The sequence below is a fragment of the uncultured Salinicola sp. genome (assembly GCF_937921195.1).
Taxonomy (GTDB): domain Bacteria; phylum Pseudomonadota; class Gammaproteobacteria; order Pseudomonadales; family Halomonadaceae; genus Salinicola.
This window is the reverse complement of the sequence record NZ_CALFQK010000210.1, coordinates 1-17,127: the sequence shown is the minus strand read 5'-3', so window position 1 is coordinate 17,127 and position 17,127 is coordinate 1. Positions and strand designations below refer to the sequence as shown.

General features: G+C 64.9%; 14 protein-coding genes. 10 read left to right on the top strand and 4 right to left on the bottom strand.

Going from position 1 to position 17,127, the window contains the following annotated elements; genetic code table 11:
• The 4 genes from Q0602_RS24495 to Q0602_RS24480 are packed head-to-tail and all read right to left on the bottom strand — an operon-like array spanning window position 1 to window position 5,645.
• Window positions 1-1,560 (bottom strand): LTA synthase family protein, encoded by a 1,560-nt coding sequence (locus Q0602_RS24495; protein WP_298848800.1) that lies wholly within the window; start codon window positions 1,558-1,560, stop codon window positions 1-3.
• Window positions 1,557-2,339 carry an SDR family oxidoreductase gene (locus tag Q0602_RS24490; RefSeq protein ID WP_298848797.1) on the bottom strand — a complete coding sequence of 261 codons (783 nt, stop codon included), beginning with the start codon at window positions 2,337-2,339 and terminating at the stop codon, window positions 1,557-1,559. Before Q0602_RS24490 ends, Q0602_RS24495 begins: the two co-directional genes overlap by 4 nt.
• Window positions 2,336-3,583 (bottom strand): capsular biosynthesis protein, encoded by a 1,248-nt coding sequence (locus Q0602_RS24485; RefSeq protein WP_298848795.1) that lies wholly within the window; start codon window positions 3,581-3,583, stop codon window positions 2,336-2,338. Before Q0602_RS24485 ends, Q0602_RS24490 begins: the two co-directional genes overlap by 4 nt.
• Before the next feature lies 1 nt (window position 3,584).
• Window positions 3,585-5,645, bottom strand: coding sequence for a capsular polysaccharide biosynthesis protein (locus Q0602_RS24480; protein WP_298848793.1), 2,061 nt, complete (start codon window positions 5,643-5,645; stop codon window positions 3,585-3,587).
• A gap of 699 nt (window positions 5,646-6,344) precedes the next feature.
• Between Q0602_RS24480 and cysD the strand changes: the two genes are divergently transcribed.
• The 10 genes from cysD to Q0602_RS24430 all read left to right on the top strand — a co-directional run.
• Window positions 6,345-7,262 carry a sulfate adenylyltransferase subunit CysD gene (gene cysD / locus Q0602_RS24475; protein ID WP_298848792.1) on the top strand — a complete coding sequence of 306 codons (918 nt, stop codon included), beginning with the start codon at window positions 6,345-6,347 and terminating at the stop codon, window positions 7,260-7,262.
• Complete coding sequence (cysN, locus tag Q0602_RS24470) at window positions 7,262-9,160, top strand: sulfate adenylyltransferase subunit CysN (protein WP_298848790.1); 1,899 nt, start codon at window positions 7,262-7,264, stop codon at window positions 9,158-9,160. The genes cysD and cysN overlap by 1 nt, the downstream gene beginning before the upstream one ends.
• A 106-nt stretch (window positions 9,161-9,266) precedes the next feature.
• Window positions 9,267-9,674 (top strand): DVU3141 family protein, encoded by a 408-nt coding sequence (locus Q0602_RS24465; protein WP_298848788.1) that lies wholly within the window; start codon window positions 9,267-9,269, stop codon window positions 9,672-9,674.
• Window positions 9,675-9,857: 183 nt separating this feature from the next.
• Window positions 9,858-11,591 (top strand): polysaccharide biosynthesis/export family protein, encoded by a 1,734-nt coding sequence (locus Q0602_RS24460; RefSeq protein ID WP_298848786.1) that lies wholly within the window; start codon window positions 9,858-9,860, stop codon window positions 11,589-11,591.
• A gap of 167 nt (window positions 11,592-11,758) precedes the next feature.
• Window positions 11,759-12,520 carry an ABC transporter permease gene (locus Q0602_RS24455; RefSeq protein ID WP_298848784.1) on the top strand — a complete coding sequence of 254 codons (762 nt, stop codon included), beginning with the start codon at window positions 11,759-11,761 and terminating at the stop codon, window positions 12,518-12,520.
• A gap of 30 nt (window positions 12,521-12,550) precedes the next feature.
• The gene (locus Q0602_RS24450; protein WP_298848782.1) at window positions 12,551-13,489 is read left to right on the top strand and encodes an ABC transporter ATP-binding protein; all 939 of its coding nucleotides are present in this window, start codon (window positions 12,551-12,553) and stop codon (window positions 13,487-13,489) included.
• Complete coding sequence (locus Q0602_RS24445) at window positions 13,486-14,601, top strand: chain-length determining protein (protein WP_298848780.1); 1,116 nt, start codon at window positions 13,486-13,488, stop codon at window positions 14,599-14,601. Before Q0602_RS24450 ends, Q0602_RS24445 begins: the two co-directional genes overlap by 4 nt.
• 183 nt (window positions 14,602-14,784) lie before the next feature.
• Window positions 14,785-15,858, top strand: a complete 1,074-nt coding sequence (rfbB, locus tag Q0602_RS24440) for a dTDP-glucose 4,6-dehydratase (protein ID WP_298848848.1) — start codon at window positions 14,785-14,787, stop codon at window positions 15,856-15,858.
• On the top strand, window positions 15,855-16,742 hold the full coding sequence (gene rfbD / locus Q0602_RS24435) for a dTDP-4-dehydrorhamnose reductase (RefSeq protein ID WP_298848778.1): 888 nt from the start codon (window positions 15,855-15,857) through the stop codon (window positions 16,740-16,742). The genes rfbB and rfbD overlap by 4 nt, the downstream gene beginning before the upstream one ends.
• 117 nt (window positions 16,743-16,859) lie before the next feature.
• Window positions 16,860-17,127 (top strand): sugar phosphate nucleotidyltransferase (locus Q0602_RS24430; protein ID WP_298848776.1); only part of this gene is annotated, 268 nt, incomplete at its 3' end.

Genomic DNA, 17,127 nt, shown 5'->3' with positions numbered 1-17,127 from the left:
TCAATTCGCACCGCGCTTTCCAGCGTGGTCGATAATCCTGTCGTAGATTGTTGTTCCCAGCTTATCGGCTGGGAGCGTCATCCGCACGTTATCCCCCGAACGGGGCGCGGTCCGCCAGATGAAATAGTTCGTGAAACCATCCGGCTCGCCGTGCCGTGCGTAGACTTTCGGCATGATCGGCACGTGATCTCCGTAAAAGCCCAGAATGCCCGGCCGTCCGCCCTGGTCAAGAGAGTCCCTGAGTCGTTCCAGCATACTATCGGTGTTGCGTAGATGCCTCAGGTAAACCGTCAGCTCTTCGCAACCGTCGGTAACGCCGCCCTCGACCCAGCGCTCGGCGACGCTCGGGTCCGCCGTCTCCAGGTGGAGCGGGCCGTGATTCTCCATGCTGATCACGAAAATGAACAGCGGTTTCTCGTCGGCCGCCGCCAGCCGCTTTTGCACCCGCTCCGCCAGCGCGAGATCGCCGGTGTACTGGCCGTCGCGCTCGGCGATGTCGAAGTCGGCGATGTCCACGAAGGTATCGAAGCCCAGGTTGGGGTAGACCCTGTCGCGCAGGTAGAAGCTGGCGGGATAGGGGTGGATGCAGACCGTCCGGTAGCCCAGGCGCTTGAGTGCGCCGGCCAGGTTGTTGACCGGCAGCGTCGACAGCTGGTGGTAGGGGTTGAAGCGATGCACGCCGAGACGGGACGGCGTGAATCCGGTCAGTACCGCGCACTCCGTGCGCACGGTGTTGGCGCCCCAGGCAGGCACCTCGAAACGGCCGGCCTGCAGCGCTTCGGCCACCAGCGCGTCGTAGCTGCCGAGCAGCTCGCGGCGAATGGCCGGATGCCAGTCGCGGGGGTCGAAGAACGACTCGCTCTGGACCAGCACCACGTTCGGCAGCGTGGCGGGGTCGATCTCCTCCGGTTCGAGACCGGCGGGCGGGGCGAAGGCGCCGTCGTTGTCCTGGCGGTCGATGGGCAGCCGGGTCAGGCGGCCGTAGGCCCATAGATAAGGGTAGAGGCCGAGCCGGACCAGGTCGTCGTTGGGCTCCAGCGTACAGGCGGGTAGCCGGGGCAACTGCCAGGCCAGCACCGCCGTGGCGGCGGCGACCAGCACCAGCGTGCCCAGCAGCGACCACGGCGCGTCGGCATGGCCGTAGAGCGAGGGCTCCAGCCAGAAGCCGATGGCGATGGCGATGGCGCCGGCCAGGCTGGCGGCGATGGTCAGGCCGATGCCGAAGAACGGGATATAGAGCCGGGGGTGGCGAACCGCGTCGACGAAGTATTCGAAGTCCTGGCACAGGAAGGGCTCGCGCAGCGAGGTCGACTTGGTGTTGTTGACCTGGATGATCACCATCTGCAGCGAGGCGGCGATCACCAGCGCGAACCAGGGGCGCTGCACCACCAGCAGCCAGAACGCGAAATGGAGGGTGGCGGAAGCCAGATGAACGGCCATCGCCGCCGGCGGCCGTTGCCATAGCGGCTGGGGACGCGGCTTGAGCAGCAGTTCGAACAGGCTGGTGACGACCAGCGAGACCAGCGTGGCCCAGAACCCGTTCCAGAATCCATGAGTCATCGCTGCGCTCCGTCGCCATGGCCGGGGTCATAGCCGAACCCTTTGAGCAGGCGTTGCGATATCGCGGCCGGCAGTACCGCCAGCCACCAGCAGCCGAAGTCGAGCGGAAAGGGAAAGCTGATCCGGGCGCGGTTGCGCTCGATGCCGCGGGCGATGACCCGGGCGGCGCGCTCGGGTTGCCACAGGAATGGCTTGGGCCCGGGCATCTCGTGGCACATCTTCGAACTGACGTAGCCCGGCATGACCACGGTGACGCCGACGCCGCGGGAAGCCAGCCAGCCGCGCAGCGCTTCGCCGTAGGCCTTGACCCCGGCCTTGCTGGCGCTGTAGCTGGGCGTCACCGGCAGGCCGTGATAGGCGGCAAGCGAGCTCATCAGTACCAGTTGGCCGTGACCCGCCGCGCGCATGCGCTTGCCGAGGAAGTTGCCCATTGCCATCGGTACGCGCAGGTTGATGTCGAGCAGGCGGCTGGCGTCCTCCCACGCTTCGCCGCTGGCGTCTTCGCCGATGTCGATGTTCATGCCGGCGTTGACGATGACGATGTCCGGCGGCGCGGGGGTGCACAGCGAATCCAGCCACGCGAACAGGGCGTCGTCGTCGCCCAGGTCGACCTGGCTGTATTCGACGTCGGCGCCGGATTCGCGACAGGCGGCCGTCACCGACTCGAGCACCTCGCGCTGGCGGCCGTGCAGCACCAGCCGGTTGCCGGGCCTGGCGTAGACGGCGGCCAGTGCCTGTCCGATGGCTCCGGTGGCGCCGGTAATGACGATTCGGGTCATGACGCGATCTCATCCATGAGTTGTTGCAGCGGCGAGCGATCCCGCTGCAGCGCCTGAAGGGCGTTTTCCGAGGCTAGCTCGATCCCGGGGCGGCAGTAAAATCCGCCGTTGATCTGGACCGTCTGGGCAACGGTTCGTCGATAGGCCCGGAACAGTTCCGCTTCCGGGGCGGGCGTATTGTGCCAGAAATCGTCCAGCGTGCCTTGATGGGTCAGGCCCGCCATGTCGTAGATCGGCGAGGCCAGCGTGTGGGTCGGGCAGCCGAAGCCCAGCGAGACGTTGCCGGCGGTGCTGTTGACCGTGACCAGGCCGCTGGCGTGCTTGAGCAGCGCCTCGAGGCTCCCCCCTTCGAGATAGACCAGGCGGTCGCCCAGGTCGTACTCGTGGGTCAGCACCTTGATCAGCCGCGCGTACTGGGCCAGGCCCATGTCGAGCGGGTGGTTCTTGATCACCAGCAGCGCATCCCGCGGGGCGTGGTAGGCGAAGGACGCGGCCACCTTCCCGATCACCTCCTGCATGTTCTTGTAGTCCGAGTGGTAGCGGATCTGGGCATCGCTCTTCAGTTGCAGCGGCAGCAGATAGAACGGACGCCCCGAACCCATCAGCGCTTCGATGCGCTCCTTGTCCCGGCGTTTCAGGTAGGGCATGCGAATCTTGCGTAGCACGAAGCCGGCGTACTCCACGGGAGCGGTGACCAGGGCGTGGTTGCGATAGTGGGGGTGCAGGAACGGGTTGGCGACGCCAGCCAGATGGTAGAGCACGTCGTGGCGCGCGCGCATGTGGAACTGGTTGGGAAAGGCCTGGGGGCGACCGGCGCTGGGCAGGCGCTCGCCGGCGGCGCGATACCAGTCGGGATCCCGGGGCAGCAGCGAGTGGGCATTCACGCCCTCGCGCTCCAGCGTCACCCAGAAGGGGCGAAAGTAGCCCTCCTCGAACACGTGGTTGCGGATGCCGCGACGACGGGCTGCCAGAATGGCGCGCCGATGAACCGGACGGCGGTCGCCGAACACGATCTGGTCGGTGATCTCGTGGCGGTCCCAGATGCCGGAGAGGTACTCGGGGATGTCCTTGGCCTGGCCGCGGTAGGCGTAGGTGCTTTTCTGCCGCCAGTAGACGCTGTCGCCGACGGTGAAGTTGACCTTGATGACCGTGTGTCCGGCCTCGCGCAGCCGCGCGCCCAGCCGGTCGAAAAAAGGTGAGCAGACACCCTGTAACAGAAGAAAGTGTTTGCGTGTCGTGCTCAAGTCATTGCCTTTTGGAGAACAGATTGCGGTATAGCCGGTAGAGGCGAACTCGGAGCGGCAATCCCGATCGCCGGTCACGCTGCTGCTGCATCAACTCGACCGCGGTGTCGGCGTTGCAGAACTCGCCGGTGACCGGGTCGACGTAGGTCGGATACAGCAGCAGGGCGCCTGCGATCAGGGCATCGAGGGTTAGCTGTCGCTGACGCCGCGGGGAGGATAACCGATCGCGGGTCAGTCCCCAACCGGCATAGAAAGGCAGGCCGTAGGTATGCACCTCCACGCCGCGCATCAGGCCCTCGAAGCCGGTCAGCGAGCACATGGTATGAATCTCGTCGGCCAGCTCGATCAGGTCGATGATGTCGCAGTCGACCAGCTCGAGGTCGTAGAGCCCCCGCGCCGTCTTGTCGAGCAGACCGACCCGGGCGCCCGAGACCACGTCGGGGTGCGGCTTGTAGATGACGAAGGCGTCGGGCCGGTTGTGCCTGACGGCCTCGAGCAGCGCCTGGTTGGTCTTGATCTCGGGGGAGCCGTAGGCGATCGAGGCGTCGCTCTCGACCTGGCCGGGCACCAGCACGACCGGCCGTGAACCGATCGCGTCCACCGGCAGCGAGGGCCGCGTCTTGCCCTGCACGTTGTACTTCGAGAGTTTGAGTTCGGTGAGACGCTGGCGCAGGCGCTCGGCACGCGCCAGCAGAGCCGGTTCGAACTCCGTCTCGGCGAGCAGTCGTTCCAGGTCGCTTTCGCGGGCGGCGTCGTAATAGAGACCGCGGGAGTCGAAGGCCAGCGACAGCGGCCGGATCAGATCGACCCCCAGCCCGACCGAGCGCACGAAGCCATCCTCCATCCGCCACAGCGCGAGTCCGTGCTGGCGGCACAGCGCCTTGATCGAGTCGGTCGCCTTTTGTCCCCACACCACCAGGCTGTCGCGATCTTCGAGTTCGTGGGGTTGCGGGTGGTCGTCCTGGATGAAGCGCACGCTGGAGGCCGGGCCGAGGAAATCGGTGATGAAGGCACGCTTCCAGCTGGAGAATCCGACGGCCAGCCACCGTCCCGCCAGGCGATCCCGCTGGCGCTTCTGGTCGGCGATCAGGTCGATGGTCGCCTCGAGGGTCGAGACCTTCCCGGTGTAGGGATTGGCGTAGCGGCAGTAGCGCAGGTAGGCCGCGGCGAACAGTTCCAGCAGCGTGCGTTGGCGCTGGCGGCGCTCGCAGCGCAGCGCGTCCCGGGTCAGACCCCAGCCGGCATAGAACGGCATGCCGAAGCAGTGCACCGGCTTCTCCGCCATCAACGCCTCGAATCCCAGCTGGCTGGTGACCACGTAGACCGCGTCGGCGGCATCGATCAGCGCCCACGGATTGATGTCGTCACCGATCAGCCGGCAGCGCGGATGCGCCGAGGCCCGGGTCAGGTAGCCCTGCTTGCGCCCGGCGATGACGTCGGGATGGGTCTTGATCAGGATCTCGGCATCGGGGTGGTCGTCGATCGCGCTCTCCAGCATGCGCTGGAACGAGCCGGCGTCGGCCATGCCATGGGTAATCGAGGCGTCGTCGCGGGTCTGGTCGATGACCAGCACGCGCGAGCGGTCGGCGGCGGGCAGCGGCCGGTCCGGGGCGTGGTTGTACTTCGACAGCCGCAGTCGACGCAGGCGCTGCATGGCGTGGTCGGCGCGTGCCAGCTCGTCCGGGCCGAAGGTCGCTTCGGCGAGCAGCGTCTCCAGGTCCGAAGGGCGGGTCGCATCGTAGTAGATGCCGCTGTAGTCCACGACCAGGCTATGAGGCTGGGAGTAGTTGACGCCCAACCCCAGCGAACGCAGGAACCCATCCTCGATGGCGATGTAGGGCAGGCCCCGGCGCGTGGCCAGACGACGCGCCTGTTTCGACGTCGGCTTCAGGCCCCAGCCGAGAATGGCGTCGACGGGCTGGCGGCTGCCGGGCTTGAGGCGAACCTGGCGCGAGTACTCCGGCAGCAGACAGCGGATGATGTTCCAGCGGGCCAGGCCCTTGGAGAGATAGCCGGCCACGCGCTGGGAGGACGGTCGCAGGACTGTCGAATCGTTATGCATGGGTCACAGAAAGCGGGTGCGGTCCGTCGGGGAAATGTCGTGTCACTGCCTTGGGCGCTTGCCCGACGCAACCGATCCGAGTCCGGAGCGCGAGGCAATCTGACGCGCAGTGTAACGCAAAGCGCGGCGCGAGGGCGCTTTTCGGCTGTGTCGAATTGCTAAGCGCCGGGATTTTTCGTAATCGGGGGAGGGTGGCGAATATGGCAAATGTAAACAAACTTTTCTGCGGGAAAACTCGATGAATGAGGTATTAACAAAATCAGACTTTCGGTTTTTCGTCCGAGGTATTTAATTCAGATTTTTTTGCGTCGGGAAAAGAGGCTGGCGATCTTTGTCGAGTTCAGGAACTTAAAAAGTTTTCGCAATGGGAATGAAATGATGAATATCGGAATCGGTCTGATTGACGCTGTTTTTCGATTAATTCCATTTAAAAACAAAATCTTGCCATTGGTATTAGAGGCTCACATTTTGGTGTGACTTCCTGTTTTGTAACTTTATTTAGCAGCCTTTCTAAAACCCGGTTCTGACCTTTACACGACTTTACCTGTCGAGTTTTGAAGGTTTGACTCGGAGCCCGTTGTTGATCGAAAAAGAGTCTCGAAAACAATAAATGGGAACGGCGTTGAAGAGGCCTTCGGTCGATTTCATCCGTTTGAAACCTTTTGTTTCGTTACTCTCGATCGGGTGCACGGGAACGTTATGCGCGAACTGACAGTCACGGCTCACACTCACCTCAAGCAGCTCGAGGCGGAGTCGATTCAGATCATTCGGGAGGTGGCCGCGGAGTTCCGCAATCCGGTGATGCTCTACTCGATCGGCAAGGACTCCTCGGTGATGCTGCATCTGGCGCGGAAGGCGTTCTACCCCGGAACGCCCCCATTCCCCCTGTTGCACGTCAACACCACCTGGAAGTTTCGCGAGATGATCGCGTTTCGCGATCGCACCGCGGCCCAGGTCGGCATGGAGCTGATCGAGCACGTCAACGAGGAGGGGCGGGCTGCGGGCACCAACCCTTTCGACCACGGCAGCGCCAAGTACACCGACGTCATGAAGACCCAGGCGCTCAAGCAGGCGCTGGACAAGCATGGCTTCGACGCGGCGTTCGGTGGCGCACGCCGGGATGAAGAGGCTTCCCGCGCCAAGGAGCGCGTCTACTCGTTCCGGGACCGGCATCACCGCTGGGACCCCAAGCGGCAACGGCCGGAGCTGTGGAGTCTCTACAACGGCAAGGTCAACAAGGGCGAGTCGATCCGCGTCTTCCCGCTCTCCAACTGGACCGAGCTGGACATCTGGCAGTACATCCATCTCGAGTCGATCGCCATCGTGCCGCTCTACTACGCGGCTCCGCGACCGACCGTGCTCCGTTCGGGCCTGCTGCTGATGGTGGACGACGAGCGACTGCCGCTGGCGGCCGGCGAAGTGCCCCAGGAGCGCTGGGTGCGCTTCCGCACCCTGGGATGCTACCCGCTGACCGGCGCCATCGAGTCCCGCGCCACCACCTTGCCCGCCATCATCCAGGAGATGTTGCTGACTCGCACCAGCGAGCGCTTCGGACGTGCCATCGATCACGATGGCGCCGGCTCGATGGAGAAGAAGAAGCGCGAGGGGTACTTCTGATGCCCCTTCAGACAGTGCGAATCGCCGACGATGTCGAACGTCATCTCAACACGCACGAGGGGAAGGGCCTGCTGCGACTGCTGACCTGTGGCAGTGTCGACGACGGCAAGTCGACCCTGATAGGCCGGTTGCTGCATGACGCCAGGACGATCTACGAGGATCAGCTGGCGGCGGTGGTGCGCGACTCCAGGCTGAGCGGCAGCCAGGGTAGCCAGGTGGACCTGGCACTGCTGGTCGACGGTCTGCAGTCGGAGCGGGAGCAGGGCATCACCATCGATGTCGCCTACCGCTTCTTCTCCACCGACAAGCGCAAGTTCATCATCGCCGACACGCCGGGCCACGAGCAGTACACCCGCAACATGGCCACCGGCGCCTCCACCGCGGATCTGGCGATCATCCTGATCGACGCGCGCTACGGGGTGCAGCTGCAGACCCGGCGGCACAGCTTCATCTGCGACCTGCTCGGGATCCGTCACTTCGTGATCGCGATCAACAAGATGGACCTGGTGGGCTATTCCGAAGCCCGGTTCCAGGAGATCGTCGCGGATTATCGCGACTTCGCCGACAGGTTGAACGTCAGCGACGTACGCTTCCTGCCCATCTCCGCGTTGAACGGCGCCAATGTCGTCAACCCCGGTGGCGACGACATGCGCTGGTACGAGGGCGCCCCGTTGCTGGCGCAGCTCGAGCAGATCGAGATCCTGTCGGCGCCGAGCCTCCATGAACTGCGGTTTCCGGTGCAGTACGTCAACCGGCCCAATCTCAATTTCCGGGGCTACAGCGGCACGCTGGCCGCCGGGGCGGTCGAGGTGGGAACCGAGATCCGGGTGGAGCCCTCCGGCAAGCGTTCGACCGTTGCGCGTATCGTCACCAACGACGGTGACCTGAGCGTTGCCTATTCCGGCCAGTCGGTGACGCTCACGCTCCGGGACGAGCTCGACATCTCCCGTGGCGACATGCTGGTGGCGGCGAACAGCGCCATCGAGCCCAGTTCCGTGTTTACCGCCGACGTGGTGTGGATGCACGAGACGCCGCTGTCGCCGGGCCAGGAGTACGAGTTCAAGGCCGGTACCCGGGTCGTCTCCGGCCGGGTGACGCGAATCGTCTATCAGGTCGACGTCAATACCCTGGCGCGCAGTGCCACCGACGCGCTGCCCCTCAACGGCATCGCCCGGTGCCAGATCGAGGTGACCCAGCCGCTGGTGCTGGACAGTTACCAGCGCTCTCCCGAAACCGGCAGTTTCATCTTCATCGACAAGCTGAGCAACCTGACCGTGGGCGCCGGCATGGTCGTCGACGCGCTGAATGTCGGCCACGTCGTCTGGCACGACATGGCCGTCGACAAGCGCCGTCGCGCCGAACGCAATCGCCAGAAGCCGAGCATCATCTGGTTCACGGGGCTCTCCGGCGCAGGCAAGTCCACCGTGGCGGATGCTCTCGAGCGACAGCTCTTCGGCATGGGCTACAACACCTACCTGCTGGACGGGGACAACGTTCGCCATGGCCTGTGTCGCGATCTCGGCTTCAGCGACCTGGATCGCCAGGAGAACATCCGCCGGGTCGGCGAGGTGGCGAAGCTGATGGTCGATGTGGGCGTGATCACCCTGGTCTCGTTCATCTCGCCGTTTCGCAACGATCGCCAGATCGTCCGCAACATGGTCGAGGCCGACGAGTTCATCGAGGTCTACGTCAACACGCCGCTCTGGGTATGCGAAAAGCGCGATCCCAAGGGCCTTTATCGCAAGGCTCGCAACGGCGAAATCCAGCAGTTCACCGGTATCAACTCTCCGTACGAGGCCCCGGAATCGCCGGAGGTCGTGATCGACACGTCCGCCCATGATCTCGAGGAGACCGTGGGCCAACTCATCGCCGCCCTGCGGCGTCACCGGATCATCTGACAACTTTTGGATCGGGTCGTCGGGCCGCATGCGGACCCAACGGCAACGAAAAACAGGCAAGGCTCTCGGCGATAACGCGCGGGAAAGCGAGGGAAGGGTGGGCACGATGAAAAACGAAATCAGGAAATGCGGAGGGGGCAGTGGCATCTCCCGGTGGCTGGCGCTGGCGCTGATGCTGGCGGCCATGTCGGGATGTGCGACCTCGTCCCAACAACGCCTCGACGATGCGGCCGTGATGCCGATGAACGATGCCACGCCGATCACCGGCCCGCTGGCGACGTTTCTCGATGGGGCCGCGACCGGCAGCGTCACGACGCTGGCGACGACGCCCTGGGGAGCGAACGTCTCCGTTCACGCCCGAGAGCGTTACTTCTCGGCCAGCGGGCGGCGCTGCATTCGTCTCGATGTGGCCCGCAACGTCGCGCCGGCGGGCGTTCCGGTGGGGGAAGTGAGCTGCCTGGTGCCGGGAAAAGGCTGGTACGCGCAGCGTCTGGTGACGGAAATCATTCGTTGAACCGCGCCCGGGTCAACCCTGGACGCCATCTCGACGAAGCCGTCTAAACCCGTCGTTCCCCATGCCGGAACGACCTGGTCGCCACCGAATTGAGAAGTGCCTTCAAAGGCATTTTGCCGGTGCTCTCATGAGCGAAACCCGGCACTCGATGGCCTGAAAAATACGTGAGGGAAGGGAACCATCATGAAGCGGTTATCAGTGATTTTCCGGGCCATGTGCCTGGTGGCGGTAGCGTGCCTGAACGCCAACTTTGCTCACGCCCAGGACATCGGACTGAGCAGCGGTGGCCTGCTGGGCAGCGATCAACAGGCCCAGGCGATGACGTCGCAGTCCGACGAGGCCAATCCGAGCGATACACCGCCGCGGGCGGATTGGGATAGCGGCACCTACGGGCCGGTGGATCCCCGGGCCCAGGCCATGGTCGATCCCGACACCTTGCCGCCGTTCGGCGAGAACCTGTTCACGGGTGGCTTCCGCGGCATGATGGCCGACGGTCTCAACCCGGAGTACCTGATCAAGCCGGGCGACCAGATCACGATCCGGGTCTGGGGCGGGGTCGAGATCGACCGCGTGCTGGCCGTGGATGCCCAGGGCAATATCTTCCTGCCGCGCATCGGGCCGCTGCAGGTCCAGGGGATCTCCAACGCCCAGCTCAATTCCCGGGTACGCGGCGCGATCCAGTCGGTCTATCCGGAGAACGTCAGCGTCTACACCAATCTCCAGGGCGTGCAGCCGGTGGGCGTCTTCGTCACCGGCTACGTCATGAATCCGGGGCGCTACTCCGGGACGCCCAACGACTCGGTGCTCTACTTCCTCGACCAGGCGGGCGGCATCGACCAGGCGCTCGGCAGCTATCGCCAGGTGGTGATCAAGCGTGGCAACCAGGTGATCAATGTCGTCGATCTCTACCACTTCCTGATCGACGGCGATATCGCCCGGCCGCAGTTCCGGGATGGCGACACCATCGTGGTCGAGGAGCGCGGGCCCGCCATCAGCGTCGTCGGCGACGTCCAGAAGAACTACCGCTACGAACTGGTCGGCGAGGCGCTGACCGGGCAGGACGTGATCAACCTGGCCCGTCTCAAGTCCGGCGTCTCCCATGTGCTGCTGCGCGGCAGCCGCCCGTCGGGGCCGATCTCGCGCTACCTGCCGCTGGCGGAGTTCCGCGGCGCCGAGGTACGCCGCGGCGATGAGGTGCTGTTCAGCGCCGACCAGCGCGACGAGACCATCGTGGTTCAGGTCGAGGGCAGCTACTACGGGCCCTCGCGCTACGCCTTGCCCCGGGATGCCCGACTGGGCGAGTTCCTCAACGCGGTCAGCGTGCCCCAGGGCATGACCAGCTACCAGGACGTCTCCATCCGCCGGATCAGCGTGGCCGAGCAGCAGGCGTCGTCGTTGAAGGACAGCCTGCGACGGCTGGAGACGACCTACCTCGGCTATCCGGCCCGCACGGCCAAGGAGGGCGAGATCCAGGTTCGTCAGGCGGAGTTGATCGAACGGTTCGTGCAGAAGGCCTCCCAGGTCAAGCCGACCGGCCGCCTGGTGGTCGCGAGGGACGGCAACGTCGCCGATATCCGGCTGCAGGACGGCGATATCGTCACCATCCCCGAGAACACCGACTCCATCCTGCTGAGCGGCGAGGTCATCATCCCCCAGGCGATGGTCTACACCCAGGGCATGAGCGCGCTGGACTACATCCAGCAGGCCGGCGGCTTCACGCCCAGGGCCGACGAAGACCAGGTGCTGGTGGTACATCGCAACGGTGCGGTCCTCCATGCCGACCAGACCCGGATGCGCGCCGGCGACGAGATCATCGTGCTGCCCGCCGCGCCGACCAGCAACATCGAGCTGGCTTCCGCGATCACCCAGATCCTGTTCCAGGTCGCCGTGGCGACTCGCGTGGCGCTCGACCTGTGAGCGCCCCCGACCGCCGGTTCGTTGGCCTGATGCGCTCGCCGCGCGCGTACTCCCGAGGGTAATCCGCCATGGCTATGGATGTTTCACGACCGGATTCATCGCAACCGGGCTTTTCCCAACCTGACTTTGCAAGGTCGCCCCGAGGGGGCTCCCGCTCTTCGTGGCGAGTGGCCAGAAGCGTCTGGTTCGCCATGTTCATGCGCGAGACGATCTCCCGCACCATGGCCGACCGCATGGGCTGGTTCTGGATGATCTTCGAACCCCTGGCGATCATCGGCGTGATGGTCTCGGTTCGCGGGCTGTTCATGTCCGGCCGGCACATCGCCGGCGCCGACTACGTCGCCTGGATGGTGGTGGGGCTGATGGGCTTCATGCTGTTCCGCGAGAACATGATGCGCTCCATCGGCGCGATCGAGGCCAATCGTGGCCTGTTCGCCTACCGCCAGGTCAAGCCGGTGGACCCGGTGCTGGTGCGCTGCTTTCTCGAAGGCATGCTCAAGTCGCTGATCTTCATCCTGTTCATCACGATAGGCAGCCTGCTCAAGTTCGAGCTGATGCCGGATTACCCGTTCGGCGCGATGATGGACTGGATGTCGCTGTGGGCGCTGGGCTGGGGGACCGGCCTGACGCTATCGGTGCTCGCCGATCTGGTGCCGGAGATCGGCAAGGTGGCCCGGATCCTCAACCTGCCGCTGCTGCTGCTCTCTGGCGTCATCTTCCCGGTGCTCTACGTGCCGCACCAGTACCGGGAATACCTGCTGATGAACCCGATCGTGCACGGCCTGGAGAGCATGCGGATGAACTTCTTCAGTGGCTACCACACGATCGACGGCATCGACATGACCTACCTGTGGTTCTGGGCGCTGGCGCTGATCTCGCTGGGGCTGATCCTTCACACGCGCTTTCGCGATCAACTGAAAGCGCACTGATTTTTCAGACACCGTGAGAGGACGGACCCCATGATCGAGATTCGCAATCTCTACAAGCGCTACCACAACCACCATGGCAGCCAGTGGGTGCTCAAGGACATCAACCTGACTATTCCCACTGGGGTCAGTGTCGGTCTGCTGGGTCGCAACGGTGCCGGGAAGTCCACCCTGCTGAGACTGATCGGGGGCATGGATTCGCCGGATCGCGGCGACATCGTCCGCAACAGCCGCGTCTCCTGGCCGATCGGCCTGGCGGGTGGCTTCCAGGGCTCCATGACCGGTCGCCAGAACGTCAAGTTCGTGGCCCGGATCCATGGCGCCGATGAGGAGATCGAACGGGTGGTGCGGGAGGTCGAGGCCTTCGCCGAGATCGGCGACGCCTTCGACGAACCGGTCAAGACCTACTCGTCGGGGATGCGCTCGCGGCTGGCGTTCGGCCTGTCGCTGGCATTCGACTTCGATGTCTATCTGTCCGACGAGGCGACCGCCGTTGGCGATCGCGCTTTCAAGGCCAAGGCCAAGGAGGCGTTCAAGGCGCGAGTCGGCAAGGCCAGCCTGATCATGGTCTCCCACGGCGAGGGTGTCCTGCGCGAGTTCTGCGAGGCCGGCATCGTGCTGGAGAAGGGCCAGGCGCGGTGGTACGACGATATCGAGGAAGCCATCGGCGCCTACCACCAGGCGACCGATGGCAGGAAGGTCGAGCCACCCAAGATCCCCACCTCGCTCTCCGAAGCGAAGCAGCAGTTGATGCAGGCGAATCTCGAGTTCGAGCAGGTTCGCCTCGAATACCAGATAGCCAGTGACGACCCCGCCCGCAACAACCCCGACGATGCGCTGCGCTGGCGCATGGAGGAGTCCCGCGAGCGGATGCACGAGGCGCGCCGTTACGTTCAGCAGTTCCAGTCGCAGGCGAAAGCCAAGCCTCGTAAACGAACGACAAAGACTACGAAAAAGACAGGTCGGCCATGAACAACTCATCGTCTATCAACAAGAAGTCCCGCTTGCGCAAGTCGCTTCACTGGATCGTCTGCCTGGTCGCGATCGTGATGGTATCGCTCTACTGGGCACTGTGGGCGACCGATCGCTATGTCTCCCACGCCAACGTGGTTCTCGAGAGCCCGCAGCTCGCGGCGCCGACCCTGAGCGTGAGTTCGCTGCTGAGCGGCGGCGCCACCAGCAATCTCGCGGACATGCTGCTGCTGCGCGACTACATGCGCTCGGTGGACATGTTGAAGCTGCTCATCGAGGAGGCGGATTTCCGCAATCACTACGCCAACTCCGGCGCCGATGTCTTCAGCGCGCTGGGCGACGAGAACGCACCGCTGGAGGAGCTGCACGACTACTTCCTGTCGCGGATCTCGGTGGAGCTGGACGACTACGCCGGCGTGCTGCGGGTCGATGTCGAAGCCTTCACCCCCGAGGAAGCCAACAAGATCGCGCAGCTGCTGCTGGACGAGGGCGAGCGGCACATGAACCTGATGGGCCAGCGCCTGGCCGAGGAGCAGGTGCGCTTTCTCGAGCAGCAGGTGACGTTGCTGGAAGAGAAGTTCCAGCAGACGCGGGACGCGCTGCTCGACTACCAGAACGCCAACGGACTGGTCTCGCCGACGGGCACGGTGGAGAGCCTCAGTTCGGTGGTGTCCGGCCTGGAAGGCCAGCTCGCCATCGCCAAGGCGCGCAAGAGCGCACTGGCCAGCTACCAGAGCGTGCGTTCGCCGGAGATCGTGCGCATCAACAGCGAGATCAAGGCGCTGACCGATCAGATCACCCAGGAGCAGGCTCGACTGGCCAGGCAGTCCGGCAACGCGCTCAACAGCATCTCCTCGGAGTACCAGACCCTGATGCTGCGGGCGCAGTTCGCCCAGGACAGCTACTCCGGGGCGCTGGGCGCGCTCGAGAACACGCGGATCGAGGCGGCGCGCAAGCTGAAGCAGGTCTCCGTGCTCCAGACGCCGACGATGCCGGAATACCCCGAACAGCCCGAGCGCCTCTACAACTCGGTGGTGTTCGCGGTCATCGCGCTGTTCATCACGTTGATCCTCAACATGCTGATCCTGATCGTGAAGGATCACCGCGACTGACCGGACCGGCGTGGCCGGGGCCGGCTGTCGCCGCGACCCCGGCCAGCGCCGCCCAAGGAAAGACAACGACCAACCATGGATCGCACGACCGATCCCACCAGCGCTGCCTGAACCATCGACCGGCGATGCACCGGCATTCGTCAGGCAGGGCGCAATAGGCTCGAGAGGGGAATCACCATGAGCATGACATTTCTGGTAACGGGTGGCGCCGGTTTCATCGGCTCGGCAGTGGTGCGCGAACTGATCGAGCACACGCCGCATCGCGTCATCAACATCGACAAGCTGACCTATGCCGGCAACCCGGAGTCGCTGGCACGGGTCGACAGCGACGAACGCTACGAGTTTCGCCTCGCCGACATCTGCGACAGCGCGGCCATGGCCCGGATCTTCAACGAGTACCGGCCGGACGTGGTGATGCACCTGGCGGCGGAGAGCCACGTGGATCGCTCCATCGACGGGCCGGCCGACTTCATCGAGACCAACATCGTGGGGACCTACGTGCTGCTGGAGGCGGCGCGGGGCTACTGGAAAGGGCTGCAGGAGAGCGACCCGGCCAGGGCCGCGGCGTTCCGGTTCCATCATATCTCCACCGACGAGGTCTATGGCGACCTGCACGGCGTGGACGAGCTGTTCACCGAGACCACGCCCTATGCGCCGAGCTCGCCCTATTCGGCCAGCAAGGCCAGCTCCGATCACCTAGTCCGTGCCTGGCACCGGACCTTCGGCCTGCCGACGGTGGTGACCAACTGCTCCAACAACTACGGGCCGTTCCACTTCCCGGAGAAGCTGATCCCGCTGACGATCCTCAATGCGCTGGCGGGGCAGACGCTGCCGGTCTACGGCGACGGCCGGCAGATCAGGGACTGGCTGTTCGTCGAGGATCACGCGCGGGCGCTGGTGCAGGTCGCCAGCGAAGGGGCGATCGGCGAAACCTACAACATCGGCGGCCACAACGAGAAGCAGAACATCCAGGTCGTCGAGACGATCTGCGAGCTGCTCGAGGAGCTCGCCCCCAGCAAGCCGGAGGGAGTCGCCCGCTATCGTGACCTGATCACCTTCGTGGTCGACCGACCGGGACACGACCAGCGCTATGCCATCGACGCTTCCAAGATCCAGCGGGAACTGGGCTGGACCCCCCGCGAGACCTTCGAGAGCGGCATGCGCAAGACCGTGCAGTGGTTTCTCGACAACGACACCTGGTGGCGTCGGGTCCAGAACGGCAGCTATCAGGGCGAGCGACTGGGAGCGACCGCATGAATACGCTGGTTCTGGGCGGCAACGGCCAGGTCGGCTTCGAGTTGCAGCGCGCGCTGTCGCCGCTTGGCGAGTGCGTCTCGCCGGGGCGCCGATCCCTCGATCTGCTGGATGCCGATGCCGTCGCCCGCCTGCTCGACGAGAGCCGACCGGACCTGATCGCCAATGCCGCTGCCTGGACCGCGGTCGACGCCGCGGAGACGGCGCGTGGGGAAGCGTTCCGGCTCAACGCCGAGCTGCCGGCCCAGCTGGCCGAGTACTGCGCCGCGCGCTCGGCGAGGCTCGTTCACTACTCCTCGGACTACGTCTATCCCGGCGGCGGCGACACCGCCTGGCGGGAGTCCAGCGGGACCGGCCCGCTCTCGGCCTACGGAGAGAGCAAGCTGGCCGGCGACGAGGCGGTGCTGGGCAGCGGTGCGGATGCGCTGATCTTCCGTACCAGTTGGGTCTATAGCGCTCGCGGCAACAATTTCATGAAGACCATGCTGCGCCTGGCCCGGGAGCGCGACGCCCTGAGTGTCGTCGGCGACCAGATCGGTGCGCCGACGCCGGCCCGGCTGATTGCCGACATGACCCTGCTGGCCGTGAAACGGCAAGTCGAGGGGCGCCTGGCACCCGGTGTCTACCACCTCGCGCCGCGAGGCGAGACCAGCTGGCACGGTTTCGCCCAGGCGATATTCCGACACGCGTCCGCGCTCGGGGAGTCGCTGCGGGTGGGGCCGGACGGGGTGGCGTCGATCCCGACCGCGGACTATCCCACGCCCGCCCGCCGTCCGCTCAATTCACGCCTCTCGCTGGAGAAAGTCGAGCATGCGCTCGGCGTCACGCTGCCGGATTGGGAATCCCAGCTGCGGCTGACGCTGGCGGAGCTGCTCGAGGCGGCATAGCACGACTGCTCACGGCGCGGATGCGCCTTCTCGTAGAAGCGAGCCGCGGGGAAAGGCCGCTTTTATACCGTTATCCTGAATGTCTGACTCGATCTTGGCATCGAAAAGGAGCTTCACATGGCACGTAAAGGCATCATCCTGGCCGGCGGTTCCGGCACCCGGCTGCATCCGATCACCCAGGGCATCTCCAAGCAGCTGCTGCCGGTGTACGACAAGCCGATGATCTACTACCCGATCTCGGTGCTGATGCTGGCAGGGATCCGCGAGATATTGATCATCTCGACGCCTTCCGACCTGCCGCAGTATCAATATCTGCTGGGCGACGGCGCGCAGTTCGGGGTGCGGTTCGAATACGCCGAACAGCCTTCACCGGATGGTCTGGCCC

Bases quoted from the DNA above. Each gene is read 5' to 3' on its own strand.
- Q0602_RS24465 (WP_298848788.1), top strand. From the start codon at position 9,267: ATGAAAAACGAAATCAGGAAATGCGGAGGGGGCAGTGGCATCTCCCGG.
- Q0602_RS24480 (WP_298848793.1), bottom strand. From the start codon at position 5,645: ATGCATAACGATTCGACAGTCCTGCGACCGTCCTCCCAGCGCGTGGCC.
- Q0602_RS24490 (WP_298848797.1), bottom strand. From the start codon at position 2,339: ATGACCCGAATCGTCATTACCGGCGCCACCGGAGCCATCGGACAGGCA.
- Q0602_RS24445 (WP_298848780.1), top strand. From the start codon at position 13,486: ATGAACAACTCATCGTCTATCAACAAGAAGTCCCGCTTGCGCAAGTCG.
- rfbD (WP_298848778.1), top strand. From the start codon at position 15,855: ATGAATACGCTGGTTCTGGGCGGCAACGGCCAGGTCGGCTTCGAGTTG.
- Q0602_RS24460 (WP_298848786.1), top strand. From the start codon at position 9,858: ATGAAGCGGTTATCAGTGATTTTCCGGGCCATGTGCCTGGTGGCGGTA.
- Q0602_RS24495 (WP_298848800.1), bottom strand. From the start codon at position 1,560: ATGACTCATGGATTCTGGAACGGGTTCTGGGCCACGCTGGTCTCGCTG.
- rfbB (WP_298848848.1), top strand. From the start codon at position 14,785: ATGACATTTCTGGTAACGGGTGGCGCCGGTTTCATCGGCTCGGCAGTG.
- cysD (WP_298848792.1), top strand. From the start codon at position 6,345: ATGCGCGAACTGACAGTCACGGCTCACACTCACCTCAAGCAGCTCGAG.
- Q0602_RS24450 (WP_298848782.1), top strand. From the start codon at position 12,551: ATGATCGAGATTCGCAATCTCTACAAGCGCTACCACAACCACCATGGC.
- cysN (WP_298848790.1), top strand. From the start codon at position 7,262: ATGCCCCTTCAGACAGTGCGAATCGCCGACGATGTCGAACGTCATCTC.